The organism is Metaplanococcus flavidus, assembly GCF_042675885.1.
In the GTDB taxonomy this organism is placed as follows: Bacteria; Bacillota; Bacilli; order Bacillales_A; family Planococcaceae; genus Planococcus; species Planococcus flavidus.
The window spans coordinates 128,186-154,516 of sequence record NZ_JBHTKI010000012.1; the positions used below are offsets into that span (position 1 = coordinate 128,186).

General features: G+C 44.0%; 21 protein-coding genes, 3 pseudogenes and 1 riboswitch. Of the genes and pseudogenes, 3 read left to right on the forward strand and 21 right to left on the reverse strand.

Annotated elements, in window-relative coordinates:
* Nucleotides 1-137 precede the first annotated feature (137 nt).
* The 11 genes and pseudogenes from thiW to ACFQ1X_RS09600 all read right to left on the reverse strand — a co-directional run.
* Nucleotides 138-617: pseudogene (thiW, locus tag ACFQ1X_RS09550) on the reverse strand (energy coupling factor transporter S component ThiW); the annotation flags it as partial.
* Nucleotides 618-623: 6 nt separating this feature from the next.
* A complete protein-coding gene (gene thiE, locus ACFQ1X_RS09555; RefSeq protein ID WP_379082284.1) occupies nucleotides 624-1,268 on the reverse strand; it encodes a thiamine phosphate synthase in 645 nt (214 codons plus the stop codon).
* A complete protein-coding gene (thiD, locus tag ACFQ1X_RS09560; protein WP_144839871.1) occupies nucleotides 1,258-2,091 on the reverse strand; it encodes a bifunctional hydroxymethylpyrimidine kinase/phosphomethylpyrimidine kinase in 834 nt (277 codons plus the stop codon). Before thiD ends, thiE begins: the two co-directional genes overlap by 11 nt.
* Nucleotides 2,067-2,879, reverse strand: a complete 813-nt coding sequence (gene thiM / locus ACFQ1X_RS09565) for a hydroxyethylthiazole kinase (RefSeq protein ID WP_144839869.1) — start codon at nucleotides 2,877-2,879, stop codon at nucleotides 2,067-2,069. Before thiM ends, thiD begins: the two co-directional genes overlap by 25 nt.
* 1 nt (nucleotide 2,880) lies before the next feature.
* Nucleotides 2,881-3,564, reverse strand: coding sequence for a thiaminase II (gene tenA / locus ACFQ1X_RS09570; protein WP_144839867.1), 684 nt, complete (start codon nucleotides 3,562-3,564; stop codon nucleotides 2,881-2,883).
* Nucleotides 3,565-3,650: 86 nt separating this feature from the next.
* Nucleotides 3,651-3,753, reverse strand: a riboswitch (TPP riboswitch).
* A gap of 403 nt (nucleotides 3,754-4,156) precedes the next feature.
* Nucleotides 4,157-4,363: a hypothetical protein gene (locus ACFQ1X_RS09575; RefSeq protein ID WP_379082289.1), complete on the reverse strand. Its 207-nt coding sequence runs from the start codon at nucleotides 4,361-4,363 to the stop codon at nucleotides 4,157-4,159.
* Between the two features lie 200 nt (nucleotides 4,364-4,563).
* A complete protein-coding gene (locus ACFQ1X_RS09580; RefSeq protein ID WP_144839865.1) occupies nucleotides 4,564-5,262 on the reverse strand; it encodes a class F sortase in 699 nt (232 codons plus the stop codon).
* A 239-nt stretch (nucleotides 5,263-5,501) separates the two neighbouring features.
* Nucleotides 5,502-6,911 (reverse strand): hypothetical protein, encoded by a 1,410-nt coding sequence (locus ACFQ1X_RS09585; RefSeq protein WP_144839863.1) that lies wholly within the window; start codon nucleotides 6,909-6,911, stop codon nucleotides 5,502-5,504.
* A gap of 1,564 nt (nucleotides 6,912-8,475) precedes the next feature.
* Nucleotides 8,476-8,982 carry an LURP-one-related/scramblase family protein gene (locus ACFQ1X_RS09590; RefSeq protein WP_144839861.1) on the reverse strand — a complete coding sequence of 169 codons (507 nt, stop codon included), beginning with the start codon at nucleotides 8,980-8,982 and terminating at the stop codon, nucleotides 8,476-8,478.
* Nucleotides 8,983-9,011: 29 nt separating this feature from the next.
* Nucleotides 9,012-10,055: pseudogene (locus ACFQ1X_RS09595) on the reverse strand (two-component system sensor histidine kinase NtrB); the annotation flags it as partial.
* A 203-nt stretch (nucleotides 10,056-10,258) separates the two neighbouring features.
* Nucleotides 10,259-10,877 (reverse strand): annotated as a pseudogene (locus tag ACFQ1X_RS09600) (GAF domain-containing protein); the annotation flags it as partial.
* 330 nt (nucleotides 10,878-11,207) lie between these two features.
* Between ACFQ1X_RS09600 and ACFQ1X_RS09605 the strand changes: the two are divergent.
* Entirely contained in the window at nucleotides 11,208-11,762 is a 555-nt protein-coding gene (locus tag ACFQ1X_RS09605) for an ECF transporter S component (protein WP_144839858.1), read from the forward strand.
* Nucleotides 11,763-12,130: 368 nt separating this feature from the next.
* Here the strand turns inward: ACFQ1X_RS09605 and ACFQ1X_RS09610 are convergent, their stop codons facing one another.
* The 4 genes from ACFQ1X_RS09610 to ACFQ1X_RS09625 all read right to left on the reverse strand — a co-directional run bounded on the left by ACFQ1X_RS09610 (nucleotide 12,131) and on the right by ACFQ1X_RS09625 (nucleotide 18,575).
* Nucleotides 12,131-13,675: a malate:quinone oxidoreductase gene (locus ACFQ1X_RS09610; protein WP_144839856.1), complete on the reverse strand. Its 1,545-nt coding sequence runs from the start codon at nucleotides 13,673-13,675 to the stop codon at nucleotides 12,131-12,133.
* A gap of 354 nt (nucleotides 13,676-14,029) precedes the next feature.
* Nucleotides 14,030-14,953 (reverse strand): potassium channel family protein, encoded by a 924-nt coding sequence (locus tag ACFQ1X_RS09615; RefSeq protein ID WP_144839854.1) that lies wholly within the window; start codon nucleotides 14,951-14,953, stop codon nucleotides 14,030-14,032.
* A 337-nt stretch (nucleotides 14,954-15,290) separates the two neighbouring features.
* Complete coding sequence (gene katG / locus ACFQ1X_RS09620) at nucleotides 15,291-17,549, reverse strand: catalase/peroxidase HPI (protein ID WP_144839841.1); 2,259 nt, start codon at nucleotides 17,547-17,549, stop codon at nucleotides 15,291-15,293.
* A 384-nt stretch (nucleotides 17,550-17,933) separates the two neighbouring features.
* The gene (locus ACFQ1X_RS09625; RefSeq protein ID WP_144839839.1) at nucleotides 17,934-18,575 is read right to left on the reverse strand and encodes a Yip1 family protein; all 642 of its coding nucleotides are present in this window, start codon (nucleotides 18,573-18,575) and stop codon (nucleotides 17,934-17,936) included.
* Between the two features lie 173 nt (nucleotides 18,576-18,748).
* Here ACFQ1X_RS09625 and ACFQ1X_RS09630 point away from each other — a divergent pair, with 173 nt between their 5' ends.
* Nucleotides 18,749-19,321 carry a YdeI/OmpD-associated family protein gene (locus tag ACFQ1X_RS09630; protein ID WP_144839837.1) on the forward strand — a complete coding sequence of 191 codons (573 nt, stop codon included), beginning with the start codon at nucleotides 18,749-18,751 and terminating at the stop codon, nucleotides 19,319-19,321.
* Nucleotides 19,322-19,593: 272 nt separating this feature from the next.
* Here the strand turns inward: ACFQ1X_RS09630 and ACFQ1X_RS09635 are convergent, their stop codons facing one another.
* The 5 genes from ACFQ1X_RS09635 to ACFQ1X_RS09655 form a co-directional block, all read right to left on the reverse strand.
* Nucleotides 19,594-20,787, reverse strand: a complete 1,194-nt coding sequence (locus tag ACFQ1X_RS09635; protein WP_144839835.1) for a DUF4317 domain-containing protein — start codon at nucleotides 20,785-20,787, stop codon at nucleotides 19,594-19,596.
* Nucleotides 20,788-20,942: 155 nt separating this feature from the next.
* A complete protein-coding gene (locus ACFQ1X_RS09640; RefSeq protein WP_144839833.1) occupies nucleotides 20,943-21,425 on the reverse strand; it encodes a nucleoside deaminase in 483 nt (160 codons plus the stop codon).
* Between the two features lie 39 nt (nucleotides 21,426-21,464).
* Nucleotides 21,465-21,908 carry an SRPBCC family protein gene (locus tag ACFQ1X_RS09645; protein WP_144839831.1) on the reverse strand — a complete coding sequence of 148 codons (444 nt, stop codon included), beginning with the start codon at nucleotides 21,906-21,908 and terminating at the stop codon, nucleotides 21,465-21,467.
* A gap of 208 nt (nucleotides 21,909-22,116) precedes the next feature.
* The gene (locus tag ACFQ1X_RS09650) at nucleotides 22,117-22,956 is read right to left on the reverse strand and encodes an aldo/keto reductase (RefSeq protein ID WP_144839829.1); all 840 of its coding nucleotides are present in this window, start codon (nucleotides 22,954-22,956) and stop codon (nucleotides 22,117-22,119) included.
* Between the two features lie 37 nt (nucleotides 22,957-22,993).
* Nucleotides 22,994-23,842: an NAD-dependent epimerase/dehydratase family protein gene (locus ACFQ1X_RS09655; RefSeq protein WP_144839827.1), complete on the reverse strand. Its 849-nt coding sequence runs from the start codon at nucleotides 23,840-23,842 to the stop codon at nucleotides 22,994-22,996.
* Nucleotides 23,843-24,420: 578 nt separating this feature from the next.
* Here ACFQ1X_RS09655 and ACFQ1X_RS09660 point away from each other — a divergent pair.
* On the forward strand, nucleotides 24,421-25,167 hold the full coding sequence (locus ACFQ1X_RS09660) for an SDR family NAD(P)-dependent oxidoreductase (protein ID WP_144839825.1): 747 nt from the start codon (nucleotides 24,421-24,423) through the stop codon (nucleotides 25,165-25,167).
* Nucleotides 25,168-25,694: 527 nt separating this feature from the next.
* On the opposite strand, the gene ACFQ1X_RS09665 is transcribed toward ACFQ1X_RS09660, so the two are convergent.
* Nucleotides 25,695-26,060 (reverse strand): phospholipase D-like domain-containing protein, encoded by a 366-nt coding sequence (locus tag ACFQ1X_RS09665; protein ID WP_144839823.1) that lies wholly within the window; start codon nucleotides 26,058-26,060, stop codon nucleotides 25,695-25,697.
* Nucleotides 26,061-26,331 lie beyond the last annotated feature (271 nt).

Here is a 26,331-nt window from a genome sequence, read left to right on the forward strand (position 1 = left end):
AAGCTATCACATGATTTATTTGCGTATTTTCCTCCTGTTTACCCGATTTTCTCCGTTTTAAATTCACCTTTTTATTACAATTAGAAAACCGGCTGAGACCTGGAAAGGACCTGCCGGCTCGTTAGTATTACATCTGTTCAATACAATAATTCCTTCGCTTTCGTTTTTTCCAATCTGTATACCAGCACTACACCTAATATCGCACCGCTGATACTCGATACAAGAAACGGCGGCATGAAGAATAGCGCTGCGGTTTCAGTGCCCATCAACAATTTGGCATACGGCACCGCAATCAATGATGCGATGATGCCGGTACCGACGATCTCACCAACTGCCGCAAGTCCGATGCGCCCTGACATTTTATATAGTACACCGGCAAGCAATGCGCCGATCATGCCTCCCGGAAACGCCAATAACGATCCTGTGCCTGTCAGCACCCGTACGACACCGGTCACAAAGGCTATCGTTACGGCAGGGATTGGCCCGAAAAGCACAGCCGCTATGACATTAATAGCGTGCTGAATCGGATAGGCGCGTGCTATTCCTGCCGGAAACGACACAAACGCCGAACCTGCAACCGCCAGTGCCACGAACATTGACATTACGACAAGCTTTTTTTTTTTTCATATCAATACCCCTTTATATGAATTTTTGAAATGCGCGATTTGCAAAGCGATATCATCGGCTCCTGACAGCGCCGAAATAACGGCAACACCGCACGCACCGGCCTGCCAGACAGCTCCAGCATTTTGCGGTGAGATCCCACCAATGCCGAAGACTGGTATATCCGGAAAATGGCTGATGACTTCTTCGATGCCGGCTGTACCTGCCGGACGTTTGGCATCCGCTTTCGACCGTGTGCCGTACACGGGACCCATACCGAAATAATCCGCACCGGCATCGATGGCAACCCTTGCTTCTTCGAGTGAATGCACGGAAACACCGAGCATTTTTTCTTTGCCGATCAGCGCCCTCGCCTGGTCGCAATCCATATCTTCCTGTCCGATATGAATACCATCAGCACCGACTGCTAACGCCAAGTCGACATCATCATTGATTAAGAAAGGAATTTGATATTGGGTACATAATTCCTGGCACTTTTCCGCAAACTCGACCAAGTCTTGCCCCTGCAAAGCTCCCGTTCCTTTTTCACGAAGCTGGAAATGGGTGATGCCTCCTTTTAAAGCTTCTTCCAATACTTTTAAAGGATCTTTTCCTGAAGCATTCTGCGTTCCCATGATGAAATAAACAGAGGGTTTATTGAACAAATTGCACATCCCCTTCCATTGCAAATTGGCGGAAAGCGGCATGGTTTGTCGGGCCGTGTCCCGCACCAATATGCAATTGATGCTTAAGTGCCGCCTGGATGAACCGTTTTGCCGTCACCAAAGCATCCGGCAATATCTGCCCTTTTGCCAATTCAGCGGTCAAAGCAGCTGAAAATGTACAACCGGTGCCATGCGTCTGCTGCGTATGGATACGCGCAGAACGGAGCACAAATGATTCACCGTTCTGATCGAGACAATAATCTTCGGCAATCAGAGGATTGTTGGCATGTCCTCCTTTGATGACAACGGCTTTCGCTCCAAAAGCGAGAATTTGTTCGGCCGCTTTTTTCCTGTCTGTTGCATCATGGATTTCCATGCCGCTCAGCATTTCCGCTTCCGGGATATTCGGTGTGATGACCGCCGCCAATGGCAATAGTAATGTCCGCATTGCCTGGAGTGCTTCTTCCTGCATCAAAGTTGCGCCTCCCTTTGCGATCATCACCGGATCCACGACAAGATTACGCCAGCCGTGTCTTTCGATTCCCGCTGCCGTTTCAGCGATGATTTCAGCGTCAAAGAGCATCCCCGTTTTCACAGCGGCAATGGTAAAATCCGCTCCGATTGCATCGATTTGCGCTTTTACCGCTGCGGCAGGCATCGGATAAACGCCGTGCACGCCGCATGTATTCTGCGCCGTTACCGCTGTAATGGCCGATGTACCGAAAACGCCGAGCTCCTGGAAAGTCTTTATATCCGCTTGTATGCCCGCTCCACCGCCGGAATCCGAACCGGCAATCGTCAATACCTGTTTGATCGCTGCCACAGTACATCTACTCCTTCCCCTTTTTCAAAGTCGAAGCCATCGTCATCAATCTCCATGCCGAATAAAACATCCAGGAACGTGTCGCGGAAACTGCCGGGTCCTTCCGAAGTTGCCGCAGCTTGTTCACCGGCCGCCCCGTAAAACTTGAGAGCTTCAATTGCCGCAGCTGTAGGATCTTCAGGAGACACTGCCGTGAAAGCGGCTGTTACAGCACTGAGCAGGCAGCCCATGCCGGTTACTGAACTCATCATACGGTCACCGCCTGTAATCTTCTCTACCCGCGAACCATCGGCCACAATATCGGTCTTGCCTGTCACTGCCACCACCAAGCTGTATTCTTTTGCCACTCGCTTCGCCAGTTTATCCAGGTCGATATTGCCTTCACCGGCATCGACGCCTTTTGACGCCCATTCCACGCCGCCAATTGCGGCTAGTTCTCCCGCGTTGCAGCGCAGCACACTGACATCGATTTCCGTTAAAATCTTTTGGACGGCCTCTTTCCGAAAAGCGGTCGCTCCTGCTCCCACCGGATCCAGAATCACCGGGATCTTTTCCTTATTCGCTCTTTTTCCGGCGAGCATCATGCTGTTAAACGTGTCTTTATTCAAGGTTCCGATATTCAATGACAACGCGCGTGAAATGGCGACAAGTTCTTCCACTTCCTCTTGTGCCTCGCCCATGATCGGTGATGCGCCGATTGCCAATAATCCATTCGCCTGAAAGTTCGATACGACATGATTGGTGATGCAATGGATTACGGGATTTTCATTTCGAATTTTATTGATCATGTCAGACACCAGCCTTTATTGCCGCGGGCAATTCCCAGGTTTCCATCGTCCACGCCTGCTGCCAGAAATTCCATTCGTAATAACTGCTCCGCCGGAAGCGGTCCTTCAGCTCCTGCCGCCGTTCCGCCGACAAACTTTCCGCCAAAGAATCCATCCGGCCGATCTGCTCCTGCACCAGTTCGCCAAACCACTCGGAACCATAAGTCTCGATCCACCGGTCGTATATCGGATGGCCAGGCTCCGCATCTTTCAATCGTTCCCCAATTTCATAATAAAGCCAGTAACACGGTAGAATCGTCGCGAGCACATCCGCCAGATCCCCTTCCATTGCGCGGTACATATGCGATACATAGGCATAAGCACCCGGTGACGGTTCGAATTGCCGCCAATCTTCGTCCGTCACTCCGAGCATCCCCATGAACGATTCGTGAAGCGCCATTTCTGCTGCGCACGTTTGCTCCGCATGATGCGCGAAACTCTTGGTTGTCGCGAGGTCCGGCGCCTTGAGTGCGCCGACCGCCTGCATCTTCGCAAAATTTGTCAGGTAATAGGCATCCTGCATGACGTAATAGCGGAACACCTCTACCGGTAAACTGCCGTCCGCAATCCCTTTCACAAACGGATGATCGAAACTCGCCTGCCATAATCCAGCACATTCCTGTCGCATTTCCTGTGTTAATTTCATCTTCTCCATCCCCTTTCAGGCAAAATAAAATACCGCTTTCCAGTAAAGGAAAGCGGCAATTATACGCATAGGAATAGAGAAATCCGGCATACTCTCGCCCACTTCCCTCCGCTGGTATGATCCAGATCAGGTTCCAAGGGTCCGAGCGTTGCTCGTCTCAGCCGTTAACCGGCTCCCCCAGTGGTGCATGTATTCAGTTGTTCCCCCAAAGATTATCACAATGTCTGAAAAATCACAAATTTATTTTTGAATGCTGCGCAAACCACCTTCGCAGATAATCAAGCATCTTACCAATCCGTCAGAACAAAAAGGAAATTTTTCGCTTATCATTTTTAGCATATAAATTATGTGAATTTGCGGTAATCGCTCATGTGCTAACTGCGATTGGCATAATTTAATTTTGAAATTAACAAATATTAAATTTGCAGAAGTATTATAGTAACTTAACGGGATTAGGCTACTTCTTCATGAACTTTAATTGTTCGCAAAATATCAATTTAACGAAAAAAAGCTCGTATTTGAGCTTCTTTCCTTAGGATAAGTGAGGCTATTAAATTATCTTTCTTTAAATTACTTGCTGAAAAAACTGATTTCAAAAATTTCTACTAACAGAAACCTGGCGATAGAGTGCAAAAATCTCTTTATTTTCCTGTTCCCATCCAGGGTTACTTTGCATAGGTATGTTAAACGCCGTTTCCATTTCATGTGCCAGGTTAGCTGACATTATCTTTTTTCTGTTGGCAGGATACTTCCCCTGCATTATTACTTCATAGCGTTTTTTATAGTACTTCAACATCATTTTACATTCTCCCTAAAGTAAAAAGTTGGCCATACCAGCCTCTAGTTCTTCGTTCTTAACCTCATTATACTGCAATTTAATACAAGTGATTCATTCACGTTCAGCTATTTGTCACTGTCTAAACCTCAAAAGACAAAAGAGACCACCGTTTTATGGTCTCTCCCTTTTACATTTGTTCATTCTATTTTTGCCATTCTTGACTAGTAGTCAGTCAATTCAGCATAAACGACTAACCGCTCTTCGTAATGGCCGCTTTCAGTATCAAAAGTTCCAGTGCACGTAATCAAATTCAACTTCGGTTTTGAGCTGGAACCAAAAATGTCATTCAACGGAGCATCTTCCGGTGCATAAGCTTGCTTGTCCGTTACAGTGAACGTCAACTCTGTACCATCTGTTCCGGTAACGTGAATCAAATCGCCCGGTTCTAATTTTTTTAAGTTAAAGAAAGTGCCAGGCTGCGAAAGACCGTCAACATGTCCAGCGAGTACTGCATTCCCCTTATTTCCAGGCTTCGTTCCCGGCTCATACCACCCGATTGTATGGACATCAGCTGGCGCCTCCATATTGCCCTCCGGCGTTTGGCCGACTTCTATGATTTCCGCTTTTTCATCAATTGCTGGGATTTCAATCTGAACCGGCGTCACGCCGACTTGTTTTTCTTCTATGCTTTTATCTTCACCAGCGAAAGTTGAACTCAAGGAAGAGACTTTTTCCAAAACTTCTTCTTCTACTGTATTTTTCTGCACCACAATTTCCTGTGTAAAGCGTTGTTCTATTTGTATAAAGTCATGATCTATTTCCGTTTGTGAATTATTGGTCGCTTGGATCGGGTTTCCACTGAGGGTCGTAAAAAGAAACAGGATATATATAAGACCAGCTTTTTTGATAAATGAATTCACACATTTCACTCCTTATCTAAAATAGAATATAGCGCACCTTTTAATAAATACTATTAATTAACAGATAAATATAAGAAGCATTCATTTCCTTAACTGAAGCACGAATAGAAACACTAAAAAAAGTATGCCTATTCCAAATTCAGTTTAGAGCTAATGATAGAATTTTTCTACATAAGAAAGTCCAGCATCATTATAAATTGATAAAAAAGGGGAGAATAGATCTCCCCTTTTTCATCTGCTTATTCTTGTAACGCTTTTCTTCTTGTGAATACTAGAGCTCCTGCAAGGGCCAATAATGGGAATGTGAACAAGATCCAGTTCATATTTCCTGAATCCGCCATGCCACCCATACCTGTTTCCGGCATTCCTGGTGCAGCTGCAAATTTTTCGGGATTCTGATTAACAATTGCTCCTGACAATGCTTGGCCGATTGTGAACATCAATGCATGACCTTCAGTAAACGTGTTATAAACCGTTTCGTAATCGCCTTCTGCATAGCTGTTTAAGATGTCAATTGTGCTCTGTTCATGTTGCTGAAGAACACTGATTGCTGTTTCTTTCGGCAGTTCTCCACCTGTTGCTTCACTTAACAAAGTTCCAAGATCAACAGCGAAAGTGTTCAGCAATTGATCTGTGATTTCATTCACTTTTTCTGTCTCTCCATTAGCTAACGCTTCTCCAAGTGCTTCACTGTCTTCATACTGTGTAGAGAAGATTTCGCCAAATGCATCGGCAGCTTCTTGTCCGTAAAGTGATTTCACGGCCGCTTTCATCTGTTCAGCGTTCGCTTCCTGCATTTCGCTGACGGCTTCGAATGCTTCCCCGCCTTCACCTTTAGCAGCTTCATACGCCTCTACTGATGTAGCTGTTTGATAATAGAAGTGAGCACCAAGCAATTGGCTGAAAGTGGCTCTTAAATCTGATGCTGGTGTTACAGCTTTCGTGTTTTCAAACTTCTCTGGCATTTGTGTCACAATTGCACTTGATAATGCCGTGCCGACTGTGAACATGCGCTCGTAGCCTTCATTGAATTCCGCGTAGGCTGCTTCAAAATCGCCCGCAATGGAATGATCAAGGAATTGCATAACGTCTTTTTCATGTTCCTGAAGAACTGAAATCGCTGTATCCTTCGGCAGGTTTCCACCTGTCGCCTGGCTTAAAAGAGTTCCGAGGTCTGTCGGGAATACCGTAAGCAATTCTTTTTTGACTTGATCGATTTCTTCCTGGTTGCCGTTTGCAACAGCAGTACCGTATCCTGCACTGTCTTCATATTGGGTATCGAAGATTTTATCGAATGCATCGGCTGCTTCTTGTCCGTATACGGATTTCACTGCTGCTGTAAGTTGTTCACCGTTCACCTCAAGCTGTGATTGCGCTTGCTCGAGTCCGTCACCAGTCGGCCCACCTTCTTCAGCTTTATGATAAGCCTGCAATGCCACTTCTGATTGATAGATGAAGTGAGTTGATAGTAGCTGACTCAAATCCGCTCTCAATTGTGCAGCGGGTGTTTCAACTGTCGGTGCTGCCACTTTCTCAGGTACATCAGCGTTGTTCCCGCCAGAGGCACTAACTGCTCCAGCTCCTGTTGCCAATAACGCTGCGCTTAATGGGACCGCGATCACTGTTCTCTTTGCATTTTTCCAATTCATAATAAAATTCCTCCTAGGTTTTGTGTTCCTGCTTTTTTCCGATCGTTCTACTACAACTACGTAAGCGAGATAAGTTTAGATCACATTTTGGACAAATTTTTAAAATTAGTAAAATACACCCTTAGAAATCCCGGTTATAACTGTAATAAATCTCATATTAATGTAGTGAAATTGTTCATAGGAGTACAGTTTCACAAACGAAAAAGAGATGGAACTTCAAATGTAGTTCCTTCTTCCGGTAAGCCCTCATATGTAAATCAGAATTTATTCAATTACCCCCCGGCAAAATTAAAAATTTTGAACACTTTCCAATACTAAATTAAGCATTTTTTCATTTTATTTACAATTATGATTCAAAAAAACATAGAATAAATTAAAAAGAGTGATAATTTATTCTACCTCTATCAAAAAGGCATAATTTCCATCGCCCTGGTTCCAGTCAGCTATTACATGATATACATATATGCCACTTTCGTTAGGTGCTTTAATTTTTTCATTATTTATTTCAATAACTTTTGAATTGTTTTCATCATTCCATGTGCACAAAACTCCGACCCGATCGGAGAGTCCCGAAACAACGAGGAATTCAAGGAGCTGATCATTCACTTGGATGACGGTTCCAGAATCAGCCTTACTCTTTTCAAAGACGGGTATATCTATTACGGGTTTATGGGTGTGTATTTTGAAATGAACGAAGATGTGTTTTCTCTAATGTGGAGCCAACTTCAGTAACAGATTAGGGAATAAATGAGTGCGTTGTAACACTATATGGTCGTAAATGTACTTTTTAGGAAACAATTAACAAAGGGAGAGAAAGTGTGCCTGAATCAGGCTCTTCTTTCCCTTTTGTATTTGTGCAGCTTCCGCTAACGTCATAATACGTAAACCGATTCCCCAATAAGTTCCACTACAAAATCTTTTGTTAATCCCTCTTGATTGTCAGTTATACAGGTGTTTAATGAATTCATCATTTCTTATTTCAGATTCTTTTCCCCATAGAGATAATTCCAGTATTTTTCATCGTTTTTTCTAATTCTTGCAATACGCAGGTAATGAAAAAGGTAAAAAAGCTGATGAAGCGGTTACATTAGAAAAAAGCGGTTTATCCCAAAATAACGGGTACGTTAGAAAGGTAGGTTTAGCATTGCAGGTCCTAGAGATTCAGGCACCTATTTATTGTTAGTTTAGTTCTCAGCATCTTTTCTTGAGAAGACGGCCAATTTTGACTATCAATGGTAGACACTTAAAAAAAGTGAACCCATTTGGGGTTTTTCTGTTTAAAGAAACTGGTATATTACATTTCTCCAGCTTAAACGAGGAAATAGATGATGTGTAAAATCATTTTTCAACGGATCTCAATAATAAAAGTGTTAGGGGGAAAATGCCAACATTTCCACCCACCAAAAAACACCCTGCCAAAAGGCAGGGTGCATCGATATTTGCGGCGTCCAAGCCACGCTCCACAACGTGTTCCCCTATAGGAATGCTTGTGCGTCTTACGCAAATGAGCTCATCGCGTCTCTAACAATAAGCCCTATTGAAAAATAAGTCAATGCATAAACTATCATGTGCCCGCAGAAGCCCCGCCTCCGGCCCCGGCCGCTTCATCTGCCTTTACGCAATCGATGGCCACAACAAGCGCTATAATCAGGTGTTCCATGTCGTCGTCCAGAACCTGCATTTCGTAAGTGTCGCCCCAGGTGAGCCATTGCTTGCTCACGGAACCGATGACTTTGCCGTCTTTCATCACCTCGAAATTCATGTCCCACCAATTGCCCCGCACCTCGACTCCGGCAGCGTCAATCGTATAGCGCGCTTTGAAAAAGGTGAATTCCTTCTTGATCGTCAGCTCTTCACGGCCGTCCACTTCCACAAAGAATTTCGGCAAAAAGCTGAATGTTTTTTTCGTGATCAGCGCTACTTCCTTACGGGACGAATCCATAATTGTAAATGTCTTCGGAATTTGCAGAAAGCTGCCTTCAATAAAATAAATATCCTGCTGCTGCTCGTCTGTCACCGTAAATTTGCCACTCAAACTGAATACCTTCTGCTTCATATAAAGCTGTCTCATCGAAACTCCCCTTTAGTTCAGCGTTTTTTTCATTCGTCCTCATCCATCGTAAACCTTGTGAAAAAGATCGTGCCTTCCGTTCCTGATTCAATTTCGATGGTGGCATTATGCCGAGCCGCAACCGCATAGCAGATGCCCAGACCAAGACCCGTTCCTTCATCCTTTGTCGTGTAGAAAGGCGTACCGATTTTCTCGATAATTTCCGGGGCAATCCCTTTGCCCTGGTCTTGTATCGCCAGCACCACACAATTGCCGTTTTCCGTATATGTGCCGATTGTCAGCGCGCGTCCTTCTTCCATAGCTTCCAGGCCATTGCGATAAAGATTGATGATTAATTGCCTGATTTCATTATGATTTAACATCAGGTCCGGAATTTCCTGCGTATAAATCTGAATCTGTTTGTTCTGGTTAAAGGTATCAATTTTTATCAATGGCGAAATGTCCTGAATGATCGTGTTCAGATTCATCATTTTCATCTCGGAAGTCCGTGTATTGCCGATCGACAGGAACTCAGTGATGATTGCATTTGCGCGGTCCAGTTCATCGATCATCAAATTGAAGTGTGCTGCATGCTGCACCAATTGCTCATCGGATTTCAACAATTGGAGAAAACCTCGCACAGTCGTCATTGGATTTCTTATTTCATGGCTGATTCCAGCTGCCATCTGGCCAATTAAATCCAGATTTGCCAGCCGTTTCAGTTCTTTTTCATACTTTTTCTTTTCTTTGATATTTTTCAGCATACAGCAGATTCCATCGTCGAACGGATACGCAGTAACTTCATACCAATAATCATCTTCTTCGGATAGTGTTTCAAAGCGCACTGTGATCCTTTCCTCCATTGCACGATGGAACTCCGTATAAATGGCTGTATCAACAGTTTCAGGGAAAACTTCCCATATATTTTTACCCATCACATCGTCCGCACGCTTTCCTTGCGGCAAAAACTGATGCTTATTGAGATAGACGTACTCCCAGCCTTTATTGAGCGCAAAGAATCCGTCCGTAATGCTTTCAATGACACTCTTTACCCGATTGTTAGCCGCATACAGTTCACTCGTCCGCTCTTCCAAAACCGCACGGATTTTTGTCCGCTTAGAAATCGAAGTAGAAAGGAGATCCTCATAACTTTCCACTAAACCCATTTCTGCAAGATGGTCCTTCCATGCTCCTTCAGACATTCCGCTTTCGGCCAGGAAATTCATCGGATTGCTGTTAGGCGTGTTCGAAGGTTTTATGATGTGCGCCGCAAATTCATTCCCGCCAAACGCCCGTTTCAAATAGGCGAAGCAAACTTTCAGGCTTTCGCCGATTGTCGAACAGAAAGATAGTTCACGGGTCAGGTCGAGCAATAATTGCTTCTCTTCCAACAACTTTTCCTTCTGTTTGAAAGTTTTGGCGTTTTGAATCGCCACCGCCGCCATGTTCACATAGGCTTCAACGCTCTCAATTTCGGATTTTGTTAAATTCATCGGTGCGCCGTAATCGAACAGGAACACCATGCCAAATAATTCTTTTTTATATGAAATCGGCAGTGCCAATAATGATTTAATCTGGAATGCTTCTACAGAACCGGGATTCGGCCGGCTGTCTTCTGCAGTATCCGCTATGTAGATGGTCTTTCTGGTCTCGATCAACTCCGCTGCCAGTGGATCCCTTGCCGGATTGATAATTTGCGACTGCAGCATCGCCCCGCTCATAATCTCCGGTTTTCCCACATAACCACGATATGTCCCATCTGCCTGCGGCAAATAAATACCGACTGAACTGCACTGGACGATTTCCTCGGAGATCGCCGTTGTCACTTGCTGCAGCACTTCCCGCAAGTCCAGTTCTGTGTTGATGATCTGCGTTATATGCGCAAGCCTCGAATAGCGCGACTGTTCATTTTCCATAAAGACATTCTCCGTTCTTACCACAGCAATTGTTGTAAACCCTTTTACCTTCGGAAATTAAACATTCTGCAATTATTATCTTAGTTGATATACGTTGATGCTCCTGCTGATTGCCATATCGTCCATTCTACCAAAAAAGCCGCTTCTATACGTCCATTAAGATAAGCAACTTATCTGACCCCTAAGAATTAACCCGAATTGACACTTTTAACTGGGTCACTGATTTGCTATTGTTAGCGAGAATACAATAGCAAACGGGATAACGGCAAGGACTCTTTTGATTTTATTGCCTGTTCCAATAAATTGAATTGAAAAAGGAAGGTAATCTTTATGCAAAAAACTGCCACAGCAACAACTTCTGTTCCCAACAGACGCACATTCAACCTGATCCTCACTTCCATGGCCATCGCGCTGGTATTTGTCGCTACCCTGTTATTGAATATCCGCTTGCCGATTGCGGCAAACGGCGGCCTGGTCCACCTCGGCACTGCGATGCTGTTCATCATCGCCATGCTATTCGGACCGAAGAAAGCCGCCATTGCCGGCGCTGTCGGCATGGGGCTGTTCGACCTCGTTTCCGGCTGGACGCTATGGGCCCCGATTACAATCGTTGCACGTGGTCTGCAGGGCTTTATTGTCGGCTACATCGCCTGGTATGCCGGACGCATGGGTAACAGCAAAACTTTCAACATCATCGCAGCCATCGCATCGGTGCCGGTGATGCTCGGGGTCTACTATATCGGCGAAGCGATCATCTTCGGCAGCTTCATCATTCCGGCAGCATCGATTCCAGGCAACCTCGTCCAGAACGGCGTCGGCCTGCTCGTAGCTATCCCGGCAGTTATTGCGTTGAAGAAAGTGCCGTTTTTTAAGAGAGGTTTGTAAGATTTTCAACCATACAAAAAGCGCAAAATTCGCTTCTGAATTTTGCGCTTTTTTGAGTTTATCGGTATTGAATTAATGATAAGCTTTCGCGCAGTCGAAAGCTTCCTTAAGGGATTGGAGATTTTTCGCATGGCGAAAAATCTCCGCACAGGGCTTTTGAACTTTGAGGATGGTGGAAAATCGATAAAATCTATATATAATTGGCGCTGCGCGCATATTTTCTATTTTCCGCACACAAATCTCATTTATCGCACACAATTTTCATTTATCGCACACAAATCTCATTTATCGCACACAAATCTCTCCCAGCGCGCATAAACACAGAAAAGGAGAAAGCCTCATCATCCGAGGCCTTCTCCTTCTATTATTTACACTCTTTCTTTCACTGATTTATCATCTGCTCCAGCTGTTGCAGTCGTAGCGTACTCAGTTTCGTTCAAAGCCAGCGCTCTGTCAGTCATTTCATGGATTTCCTTGAACAATTCAGGGTTGTCCACGAGAGATACGCCGTAGGATGGAACCATTTCTCTGATTTTCGGCTCCCATGCTTCTTTGTGTTCCGGGAAACATTTGTCGAAAATCTCGAGCATTGCATGGACTGCTGTGGAAGCACCTGGAGATGCGCCGAGAAGTGCAGCAATCGAGCCGTCTTCAGCCGTTACGATTTCCGTACCGAATTGAAGTGTGCCTTTGCCTTTTTCGTCCGTGTCTTTGATGACCTGGACGCGTTGGCCGGCTACGACCACATCCCAGTCTTCAAGTTTTGCCGTCGGGATGAATTCGCGCAATTCTTCCACGCGCTTTTCGTCTGACAGCATAACCTGCTGGACGAGGTATTTCGTCAAGCCCATTTCTTTTGCCCCTGCTGCCAGCATCGTGAATACGTTGCTTGGTTTCACAGAGCCGATCAGATCCATGTTCGAGCCGGTTTTCAGGAACTTCGGTGAGAAGCCTGCAAACGGTCCGAACAATAAGGATTTTTTATTGTCGATATAACGTGTGTCCAAGTGTGGCACGGACATCGGTGGTGCACCGACTTTCGCCTTGCCGTAGACTTTGCCGTGGTGCTGGTTGACGAGCTCGGGATCGTTGCAGACCAGGAACAGCCCGCTTACCGGGAATCCGCCGATCTGTTTGGATTCCGGAATGCCTGTTTTCTGCAATAAAGGCAAGCTTCCGCCACCGCCGCCGATAAAGACGAATTTCGATGTATGGTATTCGATTTTATCATTTTTCAGGTCGTGGACTTTAACTTCCCACGTGCCGTCGCTCAACCTTTTGATGTTTTTGACGGTATGCTCGTAATTCACTTCGACATTTTCTTCCTGAAGATGCGTAAACAGCATTTCAGTCAACGCGCCGAAATTGACGTCCGTTCCTGAGTCGATTTTGGTTGCTGCAATCGGTTCAGTGGAAGTACGGCCTTCCATGATCAACGGAATCCATTTCTTCAACGTGTCAGGCGAATCCGAAAATTCCATGCCGTTGAATAACGGAACTTGCGTCAATGCTTCAAACCGTTTTCTCAGGAAGTCCACGTTGTCCGCACCTTGCACCATACTCAAATGAGGAATCGGCATGATGAAGTCCTGTGGGTTGCTGATCCGTTTTTTATTCACCAGGAACGACCAAAACTGTCTTGAAAGATGGAATTGTTCGTTGATCTTGATCGCTTTGTCAATTTCAACCGTGCCGTCAGCTTTTTGCGGCGTATAGTTCAATTCGCATAATGCAGCGTGTCCTGTACCTGCATTATTCCACTCATTGGAGCTTTCCGCGCCGGCTTTTTCGAGCTTCTCAAATACTTTGATTTCCCAGTCCGGTGCCACTTCTTTCAACATTGCACCCAATGTCGCGCTCATCACGCCGGCTCCGATTAAGATAACATCTGTTTTCTTTGGTACGCTGCTCATTATACCCGTCCTTATCCTATTATATATTTGCAAAAAAATGCCGGTCACCCTGTCCCATTCGATCTCAGGCAGGACTTCCGGAACGCATCCCTTTGCCTCAGTTTTTCGTAAAATCTATTGGCACTTGCCCTAAAGTAAATAGTTCTACTTCTAACTGATAATTATATACCATTATCCGCCTGCAATAAAGAAAAGCTGCCTATTTTATCAGTGGCAGCCCTGAAAATAGAGAGTTAGGCCAATAAATACTTCTATATGGGATAGGAGGCGAAAATGACGGTTAAACGATCACGACTAAACTAAAAAGACTCTTCCCTCCAAAGAAAACATTACATCGATTGCCGGTTTATCTTATTATTGTTCGAAATCTGGTTTTGCTTCTGTAATTTCTGTAACTATTTTCTTGTAGGTTCTTATGAAGTTATAACTTTTATGGATAAGATGGTAAAGAGCAACATAAGCATTCAGGGCATTACTTGGAAGAAATAGGGCTTCTCCTTCATGATTTTTTATCATTTCCGCGTCATATTCCGCAGCGTTTTGTTCGCCGATATCCACATTCGGCTGATTTAATATATATGAACTAAAGTCCAGTTCCTTTGAATCTTTTATAAACTCCATGCATAAATTTTCAATTTCTGGCCATCGCTGAATGTATCCCAATTTTACTAACTCTTCAAGGGAGGCCACCAATTCTTTCAGACTTTCAAAGTAATATGCTATGGCGGGAGTAAAATGATGATCCGAGAGCCTGGTTGTTGGTTCAAACAGATCTTTCATGTCGTTAAAGTTGAAGTTTTCTTTAAAAGCCGTAACATATTTTCTTTCACTCACAGGCGTCGTTATTGTAAATGAATACACTTTGTATCTGTTTATATTTAATTCGATCAATTGATTGAAAGCTGCGAATCTCTCTATTTCCTGCTTTTCATCTCTTTTATGTTGTATCCGTTTTTCATTTTCCTGAACTTCAATTCCATGGTGATAAGATAAAGAGTTTAGAAAAAGACCTATTAAAATTATTCCCAAAAGGGATTCAGAAGCAGCAAGTAATTGGCCAAAAGGTCCGACAGGTGTGATATCACCATAGCCTAATGTAGTAATTGTTATAACACTAAAATAAAAAAAACTGAAAAATCCGGACTCGTGATTATTTAGTTGCATGCTTGACTCTGGCAGCAGTGTATATGCGACAGCATAGAGAGGTATTAAACTCAAAAATAACCTTGCATATACAATAGGTTTTTTTGTCATGAGTTCTTTTAAATATTCTCTCATAATGTCATCTCCTGGTTTTTATTAGTAAAAATACCTAATCTATAACCAATAGCTTGCCGTGGATAATTTTATCTATTGGGCTGCCTCCCAATAAGTATTATTGTCTGTTGATGATACTTTCCTGTGGCAGATTCTGCTAGTTCCATTCTACTCCAGGAGTGATCATAGATACATGCCTCTGCAATAAAATAAATGTGTTCTGCCGCCCTGAGCAGCGGAAAACTTAAACTGATTGCATTCTGGTATCTTAACGCAAAAAACCGCAAACACTCCAATCGAACAGAGTGCTTGCGGCAAAAGACTCCTGCTCAGCGTAATGCTGAGCAGGAATTTTTATTTATTTTTTCAGATCAAAGCGGTCAGCGTTCATCACTTTGTTCCAGGCTTTGATGAAGTCGCGGGCGAATTTCTCTTTGTTATCGTCCTGTGCATACACTTCTGCAACTGCACGAAGAATGGAGTTAGAGCCGAATACAAGGTCAAAACGGCTGGCAGTGTAGACTGTTTCGCCTGTTGCACTGTTTTTGCCTTCGTATTTATTGAACTCTTTTGGTGTCCACTCGATGTTCATATCCAACAAGTTGACGAAGAAATCATTTGTCAAAACACCAACTCTGTCAGTGAAGACTCCTTCAGTTGCCCCTGCGTAGTTTGCGCCAAGTGCGCGCATCCCGCCGACAAGTGCTGTCATTTCCGGTGCTGTCAAACCAAGCAATTGTGCTTTATCAAGCAGCATTTCTTCCGGGCTTGTTGCATACTCTTTCTTTTGGTAGTTTCTGAAACCGTCAGAAATCGGCTCCAGCACGTCAAAGCTTTCTGCATCTGTATGTTCTTCGAATGCATCTCCCCGTCCTTGGGCAAATGGCACTTCAAGATCGAATCCAGCTGCTTTCACCGCTTGTTCGATTGCTGCATTTCCTCCAAGCACGATCAGGTCAGCGATGCTGATTTTATCGCCAGTTTCGGCTTTCAAGTGTTCATAGAAATAAAGCACTTTTTCCAATTCTTCCGGCTCGTTCGCTGCCCATCCGCGTTGTGGAGCGAATCGGATGCGAGCTCCGTTTGCACCGCCGCGCTTGTCTGAATCGCGGTATGTGCTGGCTGATGCCCAAGCAGCTTTGATCAATTCCTGCGGGTTTAATCCGCTTTCCAGAATTTTCACTTTCAGCTCATCCAATTCCTTGGTTTTTAATGGAGCTGGTGCTGCCGGTACCGGATCTTGCCAGATCAATACTTCCGAAGGAACTTCCGGTCCCCAGTAGCGTTCGATCGGACCCATGTCGCGGTGAAGAAGTTTGAACCATGCACGCGCAAACGCATCCTGGAACTCTTCCATGTTTTCGTAATAGCGGCGGGAAATCTTTTCATACGCCGGATCCGTGCGAAGCGCCATATCCGCTGTCGTCATCATTGTTTTCACTTTGATCGAAGAATCTTCCGCATCCGGTGCCATCTGCTCTTCCGACAAATCTTTTGCCGTCCATTGGTAAGCGCCGGCAGGAGATTTCGTCAGTTCCCACTCGTAGCCCAGCAATTGCTCGAAGAAGCCGTTATCCCATTGTGTCGGGTTGGCAGTCCAAGCGCCTTCGATACCGCTTGTAATTGTATCGCGGCCTTTTCCTGAACCGTACGTGCTCTTCCAGCCGATTCCTTGGTTTTCCACAAGTGAAGCCTCCGGATCGTCACCGACGTTGGAAGCATCTCCAGCGCCGTGGGCTTTACCAAAGGTGTGTCCGCCTGCGATCAACGCAACGGTTTCTTCGTCGTTCATTCCCATGCGCCCAAATGTTTCGCGGATATCAAATGCACTTGCAAGCGGATCCGGTTTGCCATTCGGGCCTTCCGGATCGACGTAGATCAAGCCCATTACAACTGCAGCAAGAGGTTCCTCTAATTCGCGATCTCCTGAGTAACGGTTATCCGACAACCATTCTTTTTCATTGCCCCAATAAACGTCTTCTTCAGGTGCCCAAATATCTTCACGGCCTGCGCCGAATCCGAATGTTTTGAAGCCCATGGATTCAAGTGCCACATTGCCCGTCAAGACAAGCAAATCAGCCCATGAAATTTTGTTGCCGTATTTTTTCTTGATCGGCCAAAGCAAGCGGCGCGCTTTGTCCAGGTTGACGTTATCCGGCCAGCTGTTAAGCGGTGCGAAACGCTGATTTCCTGTAGAACCGCCTCCGCGGCCGTCAGTCGTACGGTAAGTACCTGCAGCATGCCATGACATACGGATGAACAATCCGCCGTAATGGCCGTAGTCAGCCGGCCACCAGTCCTGGCTGTTCGTCATCAAGTCGTGAAGATCCTGCTTAAGGGCATCGTAATCCAGTTTCTCGAATTCTGCTTTATAATCAAAATCTTCCCCTAGAGGGTTCGATTTTGTATCATGCTGATGCAGAATATTAACATTAAGCATATTCGGCCACCAGTCTTTGTTTTGCGTTTTACCTGGTTTATTCGAAGTTGTGATTGCGCTGTCAGCGTGGCCGCCTGTCTGGCCGCTTGCTGCTTGCCCCCCTGTAAATGGACATTGTGCATCTGAAGCCGCAGTGTGGCGTTTTTGATCGTTGTTTTCATGCTCATTGTTTCCCATTCTCTAAACCCTCCTAATTAATAATGAAAAATAGTAAACTATTGTCTAAAACTATTGTTGCCGGACGTAGTTGACGGCAGATAATAATTCTTACATTAGAATTATACTAAACTAGCGGTGCACTGAACAGTAATATGGCTGGAAAACAGGGACAAATCTTTTCAAGTGGGGACCGAATTGAGAAATGCTCTTTGGCAATGGATTTTGCGGGGGTGGAACTTACATTGATGCGGCCGCTTGGAGATCATAAAAAAGCGTATGCCACCCGCTTCAGCTGCAGCATACGCTTTATCAGAGCTCAATCACTAAATAATTCTTGCCCGGCAAAGAGGAGATCCGGCTTTATCCGCGAAATAACATTTATGTCGACCAAATTTTCTCCTCTTAATTGAACTGGTTAAAAAACGAGGCGAACAGCACAAAGACAATGATCAGGACAAAAATCGTAATAATGATGCCTGGTATCACAACGATAAAAAAACCTTTCCAGGATGATACTTGATGCGCTTCGCCCACCGCTTTGCAGACGATGACGAATGTCCAAATGGAAACCACCGCCATCACTATGGACATAATTACCACTATTGGATCGCCTTCCACATCCATGCGATCCGCAAAAAAAGTGGCCGGTGCTGCAAACGCCCAGATGATCAGCAGCGGCAGGAGCCAAATTTGCGGTATCTGCGCTGTAACCAGCGCTTTGAACATTTCAGGATAGGTCGCAGTCCCTTTGAACAGCCGCCCGACCAGCACTAATATCGCTGCGCCAATGAAAAAGCCAAAGGCACTCCCGATCGGACCGGTAATCAGTGCCTGAAGAACGGCTGCCCACGGTTCCCTGTCCGCATTGCGGGTGTTCATGAGCCCGATCAGGCCGGATGCAAAGCCTGTCAGAACAATGAGCAGGATAATGTATTTAGTTGTTTTGTATTCAATGACGTTACGGACGGTTTCGCGTGTTCGAAGCCAAATATCGGTAAATGGATTTATCTCGTTCTCTTTTCGTAATCGATCTTCCCTTACCATGGTTTCTCCTCCTTTTAGTGAATTGCTTCGGCTGGTCACGGCTTCTTCCAGTTTTTATGTCAACTTCATCATACACTAATTGTATTTTATTATCTGAATATTTAAAATAAATTAGTCGATTTTATAACTTATTCGTCCAAGTCCCTATCTTCTGTAGAAAGGCGTTGTTCAAAATGGAGATTGAGAATTTGCTCGGTGCTGCATCCAGGCAGGAATTAAGGAGGTGGCTTGAAGAACATTCAACGACGGAAAAATGCTGCTGGGTGGTCGTCAGCGTCACGGAACAGCCAGGGGTAATTATGTATTTGGATGCGGTCGAAGAAGCATTGTGTTTTGGCTGGATTGACGGAATCATGAAGAAAATATCTCCCTCGGAAACGGCTCAGAGGCTGTCACCCCGAAAGAAAAAGAGCAATTGGACCGAATTGAACAAAGAGCGGGTCAGAAGGCTGGAAAAATTGGGTTTGATGAAAGAGCAAGGAATGAAAATTCTTCCCGATATGCGGCCAGAATCATTTACCATCGATCCCGATATTCTGGACCGTCTCCAAGAAGACCCCCAAGCCTACCGGAATTTTTTGAATTTCCCTGAGCTGTACCGGAGAATCCGGATTGATAATATCCAGGGCTATAAGGAGTACGACCCCGAAATTTACGAGAAGCGTTTGGATAAGTTCATTGAAAATACACGAGAAAATAAAATGTATGGCCAGTGGGATGATAATGGGCGGTTGAGTGGTTATTGATTGCGACTAAAAAAGCTCTCTCCATCGAAAAGGTAGAGTTGGGCAAAATTTGTAAGCGAAAACCCAGGAAATTCTCTGGCTTAGAGAATTTCCTGGGTTTCGTTGACCGATTAAAAAATATGCAAGGCAGCCAAATACACTGCATTCAGCAGTAAAATAACCCTCGTGGATAAACAAGCACAAGACACACCGGAAGAGGGAATGTTCAGTTCCACAAGCTGCTCCATACCCCCTTCTTGCCTTCCCCTTTTAGCTAAAGGATCCCAAAATCTCTACTCCAACTCTTCTTCCGCAATCAGCTTGAATCCTTCAATGATTGTATCTTCTTCCACTTCGATCAACAGACAGCGTTTGCCGTTGTAATTGACTTCTTTGACGTAACGTAAGTCTTGTGGGCTGATCTTGATATCTGCGACTTTGGTGCTGATTTTGATGGATTTGGAGGCGTAACTTGGCACGATATGGCTCGCTTTCATCTCGTACGCTCTGTCTTCCACCACTTGCTGAAAGGCCCGCTCCACTTTTTCAGTGCTCAGGTCCTGCACACCGCTGGCTTTCAGCACACGTTCAACTTCTTTCGCGTCCAAAGTCGGCGTCTCTTCATCTTCGTCATCATATTCCTCATCCACCACCAGCATGGCGTTGATTTCATCGTAGACGTTGGCGAGCGTTTTCGAATTGACTTCATCCCCGATGACCGCTTTGACAATTTCCTCAAACACCGCTTTGTCTTCCTCTGCTGTTATGATTTCAGTGCCATTCAGAACATGCTCGATAAACTGGAAATCCGGTTTGTTCGCTTTGCTTGCCGAATATAGGATGTGATGGATATCTGCGGCGTTGTCCGTGAAGCTCGGGAACAGGAATCCGCCAATCGGTGACGCCAATTTAATGACGGGATCCGTCACCAGATTCGACTTGAACTCTTTCTCGACAAAATCGAACACCAGCGAACTTTTCGGCAGCTCGGTCTGATTCATGCTGCACAGGATAAACGGTGTGGAATACACTTCATCCCGCATGTCGATTTCCGTTTCATCCGGCTGGCGTTTTGTCGTTTTGGAATATTTTCCGCGAATAAACGTGACGACCAGGTCTTTTTCGTATTTGCCTTCCTGAATCATCTTCAGGGCAATCCCTTGCATATGTTCTTTCCATTCCGCTGTCTCTTCTGTTTCGAGTCCTTCATATAGCAAGTGTTGGGTATGGTCCTTCTGTCCTTCTTCCTGCGGCTGAAACTTGACTTCAAACAGTTTCTGATCCAGTTTCCCGCCCAAAACCTTTTTGAAATTGGCCAGAAACAGCTCCTGCTGCTCCTGGTCCAATAACGAAAAGGAGCGGCTCTCCTCATGGAAGATTTCCGTGCTTTCCTTCTGGACATACACATTATAAATATCAGCAATTTTCAGCAAATCCGTTTCCATCTTAAAGTTTTTGCGGATCTCTGCTATGTCTTTTTTATTCATTTCTATTTCCAACTCCCTGGCAAGTAAAATCTGTGTTGTTTGCAAAAAAAAGAGCAGCCAAAGCTTCGATCAGCTTTTGATGCTCTTACATTATAACAACTATTGGGATGGATGACGGTGGGTAGACAGCACTTAAATTAAAAGAATTCGGCTGTTTACCGTTTCGTCTCATGCAAACGCCGATGAAGTTGGTGAACCAATTCGGCCAGTTCAGGAACAGGGCCGTCCACTTCTGCATCCACAATGATATCTTCGATGGACAGATTGCGGACGCGCGCTGGCGGAGCATCCAATTCACTCAACCACCCGGCCAACTGCTCCGATGAACTTGCGTAGACGATCCTGCCCAGGCCGACCCAGCCGTGAGCCGCCGCACACATCGGGCAATGTTCCCCTGATGTATAAACCGTCGCCTTGCTTCTTTCTTCAGGCGTCAGGTGGTTTGCCGCCCAACGCGCAATCGCAAACTCCGGATGTTGCGTATGGTCGCCTCCCGCCACGTGGTTATGGTCTTCAAAAAGCACTTCCCCGGCAGCTGAAACAAGGACGGAACCGAACGGCTCGTCCCCTTTTTCCAAAGCCGTTTCCGCCAATTTCACACAACGCCGCAAATGCTGCAAATCTGTTTTGGTGATCATTTTTGAGTCCTCCTTATAAATTATTGTTTTTCATTGGATTCACTCCGTTTTTTGCTGCTCAATATAATCCTTTAATTTCACCAAATGATTCTCATCTTCTTTTTTTAAGATCTTTTCGAAAAAAGGCCTGATAAAAGCATTTTTCAATCCTTTTGACTTTATCGTTCCAGTAAAATTAACGGTCGTTCCATCCTCGTTGGCCAGGAACTGATACTGATATATCACCGTCATACCGCCACTCTCGCTTTTCACTGAATACTTTTGATTTGGAATAAATTCAATGACATGAAGGACAGTAACTATTTCATTGGCCCTTACATTTCTGGTTTCTTTAACTTGGGCCCCTACTTGCAGAGGTCCTTCTGTCAGCTTTTCAGCTTTTATTACATTTTCCATAATCATCGGAGCCTGTTCAAAATCCGTTGTGATTTTAAATACGGTTTCAATAGGTGCATCGATATAAACGGTCTCGCTAAAAGCCATATTGCTCACTCCTTCTCTGACTAAAGAATATTATATGTAAAAAAAGAGCAGCCAGTGCTGTTACGCAGCTTCTGGTGCTCCTTTAGTATAACAATGTTTGATTGTGCAAAGTGGCAACTCAGGTGTTCCAGCTGAGTCCGTTTTTTCACTATAAACCCATTTCCCATGGACCGCGAAATCCATGAAGATTTAAGTCTTCATACAGCATCTATACCCGGTCAAACTCATCCGGATCTGCAAACATTCGCTGATCCTTATTCAGGGTATTAATTTTGTCTATATCTTCCGGGGAAAGTTCAAAATCGAACACATCCGCATTTTCAGCAATACGATGCAGTTTTACTGACTTCGGTATCGTCACTACTCCCGTTTGCATATCCCAGCGGATAATAATTTGGGCAGTGGATTTATTATATTTTGCAGCAATGTCCATCAAAACCGGATCATCAAGCAATCCTCCCTGCATTAATGGAGACCACGCTTCAAGCTGAATTTTGTGCGCTTTACAGAAATCATGCAATTCCTGTTGTTTGAACCGGGGATGATATTCCACTTGATTGACCATCGGCACTATTTCGGCATCTGCAATAATTTCTTCAAGATGATGAACCTTAAAGTTACTCACCCCAATAGCCCGGACACGTCCGTCCTTATAAAGCTTCTCAAGCGCTTTCCAGGTTTCCAGCGATTTCCCTTGAAGAGGAAACGGCCAGTGAATTAAATAAAGGTCCAAATAGTCTAAGCCCAGTTTCTTCATACTAGTATGAAAAGCAGCAAGGGTCTCTTCATAGCCATGATCGGCGTTCCAAACTTTTGTCGTAATGAATAATTCTTCTCGGGGTACACTGGATTCAGCGATCGCTTTGCCGACTCCTTCTTCATTGCCATAGATGGCGGCCGTATCAATACTTCTGTAGCCGGCGTCAAGCGCGGCTTTTACCGAATTCCTCACTTCTTCCCCGTCTTCGACCTTAAAGACACCCAGGCCGAGCCAAGGCATTTTCACACCATTATGTAAGGTGGTTGTACTTTGAATATGATTCAACATACTGCTCACTCCTTTTATAAAATTTCAATACACGGCATTACAGGCTTACGTAATTTCTCCACTTATGAACAGGTTTCCAATTCAGCAGTTTCTTCGCCTTTTCGCTGTTTAATAACGGCTCAAAGCCTGTAAGTTCTTTGCGGAAATCTTTTACGTCCGGGTAGCACGTTTCCATCAGTTGTTTGCTCTCGATATCCATACTGGTTTCGTCCGCTCCGATATTAAGGGCAACAGAACCGAGTCCATCAGTTTCAACAGCCAATCGGTAAGCAGCAGCCGCATCGCGTGTATCAATGTAACTCCATAAAATCGTTTTTCGCTGTTCAGGATCGTGTATGAAGCCAGGGAAACTCTGATACATTTCAGGTGCAATGACATTTCCCAATCTGAAGGAAACCACCTGCATATCCGTTCTGCGGTGGATCATATCAGCGGTGTTTTCATTTACTATCTTGGATAAACCGTAACTTTCCTCAGGCAGTCGCGGATGATCCTCATCTATCGGTACATATAACGGTTGCAGATCCTGCTTTGAAAAACAAATACCGTAAGACGACTCACTGGATGAAATTACAGCCTTTTTAATCCCTAAGCTTCCAGCGGCTTCTAAAATGTTATAAGTGGACATGACATTATTCTGGAAAGTCACTTCGTTTGGATGTGAATATGCCACCGGAATCGCCGCCAGATGGACAACTGCATCCGCACCAGCCAGTACACCATACACTTCACCCAGATTCGTTAAATCGGTTATGACTGTTCTGCAAAGAACTTCTTTGGGATGCTTGATGTCTGCATTGACCACTTCATAGCCATGCTCTAAAAATTCTTTTATAACCTCACGGCCAAGCAGGCCACTTCCGCCTGTTACGACTATCTTTTTCAATCTAACCCCTCCATTTTCTGATCAGTAAGACAAGATATTCTATATTTCTTGAATTGCGCAGATAAAATTTTTTCTCATTTTACTTTGTATATACCCCGAACTAAGTATACGGATAAATTTCTTTATTTTCAAATAATTTATAACGGTAAATTTCAAGCTTTCAAAGCATTCCAAAAATCTTTTACGATGAATGAAGCTTATTTTGTGTCCGCAACTGTCTGTAAGGAGTGGAATTAATAGTAAAAGAAGCAAATCGAGCTGATAGCGACATTGATTTAGCTGTTTTTAGTAAGCAGCAGTTATCCTCATACGAACGGTATATATTGGCAGGGGAGCTTGCTTAAATTGCAGGTCAATAAGTCGGGATTTTAAAGGCTTCACGAAAATTGTGATACAGCTTGAAGCATAATTATTTTAGTTAAATAGATGAAGGGAAAAGAGGGGCGAATCCTTCATATAAGGGAACGTCCATGTCTCCTTAAGTGGTGAATACCTAAATTTCCTATGGTGATACGAATGTTATATACTGATTACACATTCTTTATGACTTTACTATGGTGTTTGGAGGAGATCAGACGATGTTCGAAAACAAAGTAGTGATTGTTAATGGTGGAACGGATGGAATTGGCAAGGAAGTGGTTCGTTTCTTTTGTAAAGAAGGGGCTACTGTTCATTTTACTGGAAGAGATCGTACCAAAGGCTCTCAGGTAGAGAGTGAATGCGACGGCAAGGCTCATTTTTACCAAGTCCATAACGAAAACGTGGAAGAAATCGAAAGTTTTTTTAAAGCGCTTGAAAATGATGGGCATAATGTTGATATTCTATTCAACAATGCTGGTATTCTGTCTACAGGAATGGGGCCATTGTCGCGAGTAAAGCTAGATGACTGGAATCATTTAATTGCTGTCAATCAAACGGCTATCTTTGCCTACATGAAATATTCTTTACTCGTGATGAGTAAGCAAAAAAATGGAGTCATCATCAATAACGCAGCCATCCTTGGAAACGATAAGGTTAATCCTATGCTGCCAGCTTACAGCGGGACCAAAGCAGCGGTTGTCGCGATGACCCAAAGCACGGCACTTCGCTTTGCTAACCAAGGAATCCGAGTAAATTGCATATCCCCCGGCCCTACAGAAACCGACCTGGCCATTAATGCATATGGCGGAAAAGAGAATTATGAAAAACAATCACAGGGACATCCTAGAGGAAGTTACGGGAAACCAAGTGAGATTGCAGAAGTCGTTCTATTCTTAGCTTCAGACAAAGCATCCTATATAAACGGTGCAGAAATAGTCGTAGATGGCGGCTACTCGTTAAAATAATGAAATTTAAGAGGCCAGGGGCTTTGTCTTAAGACAAAGCCCCTGGCCCCTTGTTCATGCTACTATGATTGGCTTTGACTTTAGAATAGCGCTCGAACAGCAGCTAAATATTTGATCAATAAGCTCTATTTCACCTAATAAATATAAAAGGAAGCTGCTAGAGTCCCTTAATATTTTGCCTTTACTTGTGGTATGGCTCTCAGTATTACATTTAAATGAGGTTTTTAATCTTTGGACATTAATAGAAATGAACTTTCTAGTCTTTATTTTTTAAGAATTTGAAGAACTAAGCTGCATTTAAATATTTTTTAATTAAATGACGCAATCGATATTTAAATATTTCATCTGAAAAGATATTACTGTTCATTAGCGGGTACTTCTGTATCTTCATTAGAGATGTCACTAGAAAGTACCGCCCACATTTTTTAGGATTCGGCAGTATAACAAGTGGTGATACATTTTTCCCGGGATTTTTTTGAGCAATTGCTCGTTCACCAATTATTTTATTGCATATGTTTTTCTCTTCTTCAACAATAGAAGAAGTGACCCCCAGTTACCTGAATCAATGATATCAGAAGCAATTTTTCGAAGTATTGACTATACTCTTGCGCAAAGATTATTTCGTTCTCCATCAGCACTCCAAAATCATGGTTCTTATAAAAACCCTTGAAGGTAAAGTTAGCTGAATCCATAGTTATTGTTTCTTTATTGAATGTATAGGGCCATGTATGCAAGTCCTGCAGTGTATTTACTTTTATTCCGGCATATACGAGTCGTTCTACACCAGCTATACTGCTAACTTCATTAATAAAATCTTCTCTATCGAAGCAAGTTATTAGTATACACTCTATGTCTTCTTTAGATTTCTCAATGAAATCAGGCGTTAATAACAATTAATTGATGTAAAGTATTTGAAAAATTAAAAAAGACTACCGGGGGGTGGTAGTCTTTTTCAACGGTTATGATCTATTGAAATCACTCTGCAATGATATCTGATTTTCTCAGCCATACAACCATTTACAGATGGTTTCTCTTCACAAACTCTTATAAATACTTTTCCCGTTAATGTAAATTCAGCACTTATCTGCCAATTATGCATGATTGTTTGATAGCTGCTTCTAATTATCAAATTGACATAAGAATTCTGCTTAAATAAGAAATAAA

Bases quoted from the DNA above. Each gene is read 5' to 3' on its own strand.
- ACFQ1X_RS09650 (WP_144839829.1), bottom strand. From the start codon at position 22,956: ATGTTGAATCATATTCAAAGTACAACCACCTTACATAATGGTGTGAAA.
- ACFQ1X_RS09590 (WP_144839861.1), bottom strand. From the start codon at position 8,982: ATGAGACAGCTTTATATGAAGCAGAAGGTATTCAGTTTGAGTGGCAAA.
- ACFQ1X_RS09640 (WP_144839833.1), bottom strand. From the start codon at position 21,425: ATGATCACCAAAACAGATTTGCAGCATTTGCGGCGTTGTGTGAAATTG.
- ACFQ1X_RS09585 (WP_144839863.1), bottom strand. From the start codon at position 6,911: ATGAATTGGAAAAATGCAAAGAGAACAGTGATCGCGGTCCCATTAAGC.
- ACFQ1X_RS09635 (WP_144839835.1), bottom strand. From the start codon at position 20,787: ATGAATAAAAAAGACATAGCAGAGATCCGCAAAAACTTTAAGATGGAA.
- ACFQ1X_RS09615 (WP_144839854.1), bottom strand. From the start codon at position 14,953: ATGAGAGAATATTTAAAAGAACTCATGACAAAAAAACCTATTGTATAT.
- ACFQ1X_RS09605 (WP_144839858.1), top strand. From the start codon at position 11,208: ATGCAAAAAACTGCCACAGCAACAACTTCTGTTCCCAACAGACGCACA.
- ACFQ1X_RS09645 (WP_144839831.1), bottom strand. From the start codon at position 21,908: ATGGCTTTTAGCGAGACCGTTTATATCGATGCACCTATTGAAACCGTA.
- ACFQ1X_RS09660 (WP_144839825.1), top strand. From the start codon at position 24,421: ATGTTCGAAAACAAAGTAGTGATTGTTAATGGTGGAACGGATGGAATT.
- tenA (WP_144839867.1), bottom strand. From the start codon at position 3,564: ATGAAATTAACACAGGAAATGCGACAGGAATGTGCTGGATTATGGCAG.
- ACFQ1X_RS09625 (WP_144839839.1), bottom strand. From the start codon at position 18,575: ATGGTAAGGGAAGATCGATTACGAAAAGAGAACGAGATAAATCCATTT.
- ACFQ1X_RS09575 (WP_379082289.1), bottom strand. From the start codon at position 4,363: ATGATGTTGAAGTACTATAAAAAACGCTATGAAGTAATAATGCAGGGG.
- ACFQ1X_RS09630 (WP_144839837.1), top strand. From the start codon at position 18,749: ATGGAGATTGAGAATTTGCTCGGTGCTGCATCCAGGCAGGAATTAAGG.
- ACFQ1X_RS09610 (WP_144839856.1), bottom strand. From the start codon at position 13,675: ATGAGCAGCGTACCAAAGAAAACAGATGTTATCTTAATCGGAGCCGGC.
- katG (WP_144839841.1), bottom strand. From the start codon at position 17,549: ATGGGAAACAATGAGCATGAAAACAACGATCAAAAACGCCACACTGCG.
- thiM (WP_144839869.1), bottom strand. From the start codon at position 2,879: ATGATCAATAAAATTCGAAATGAAAATCCCGTAATCCATTGCATCACC.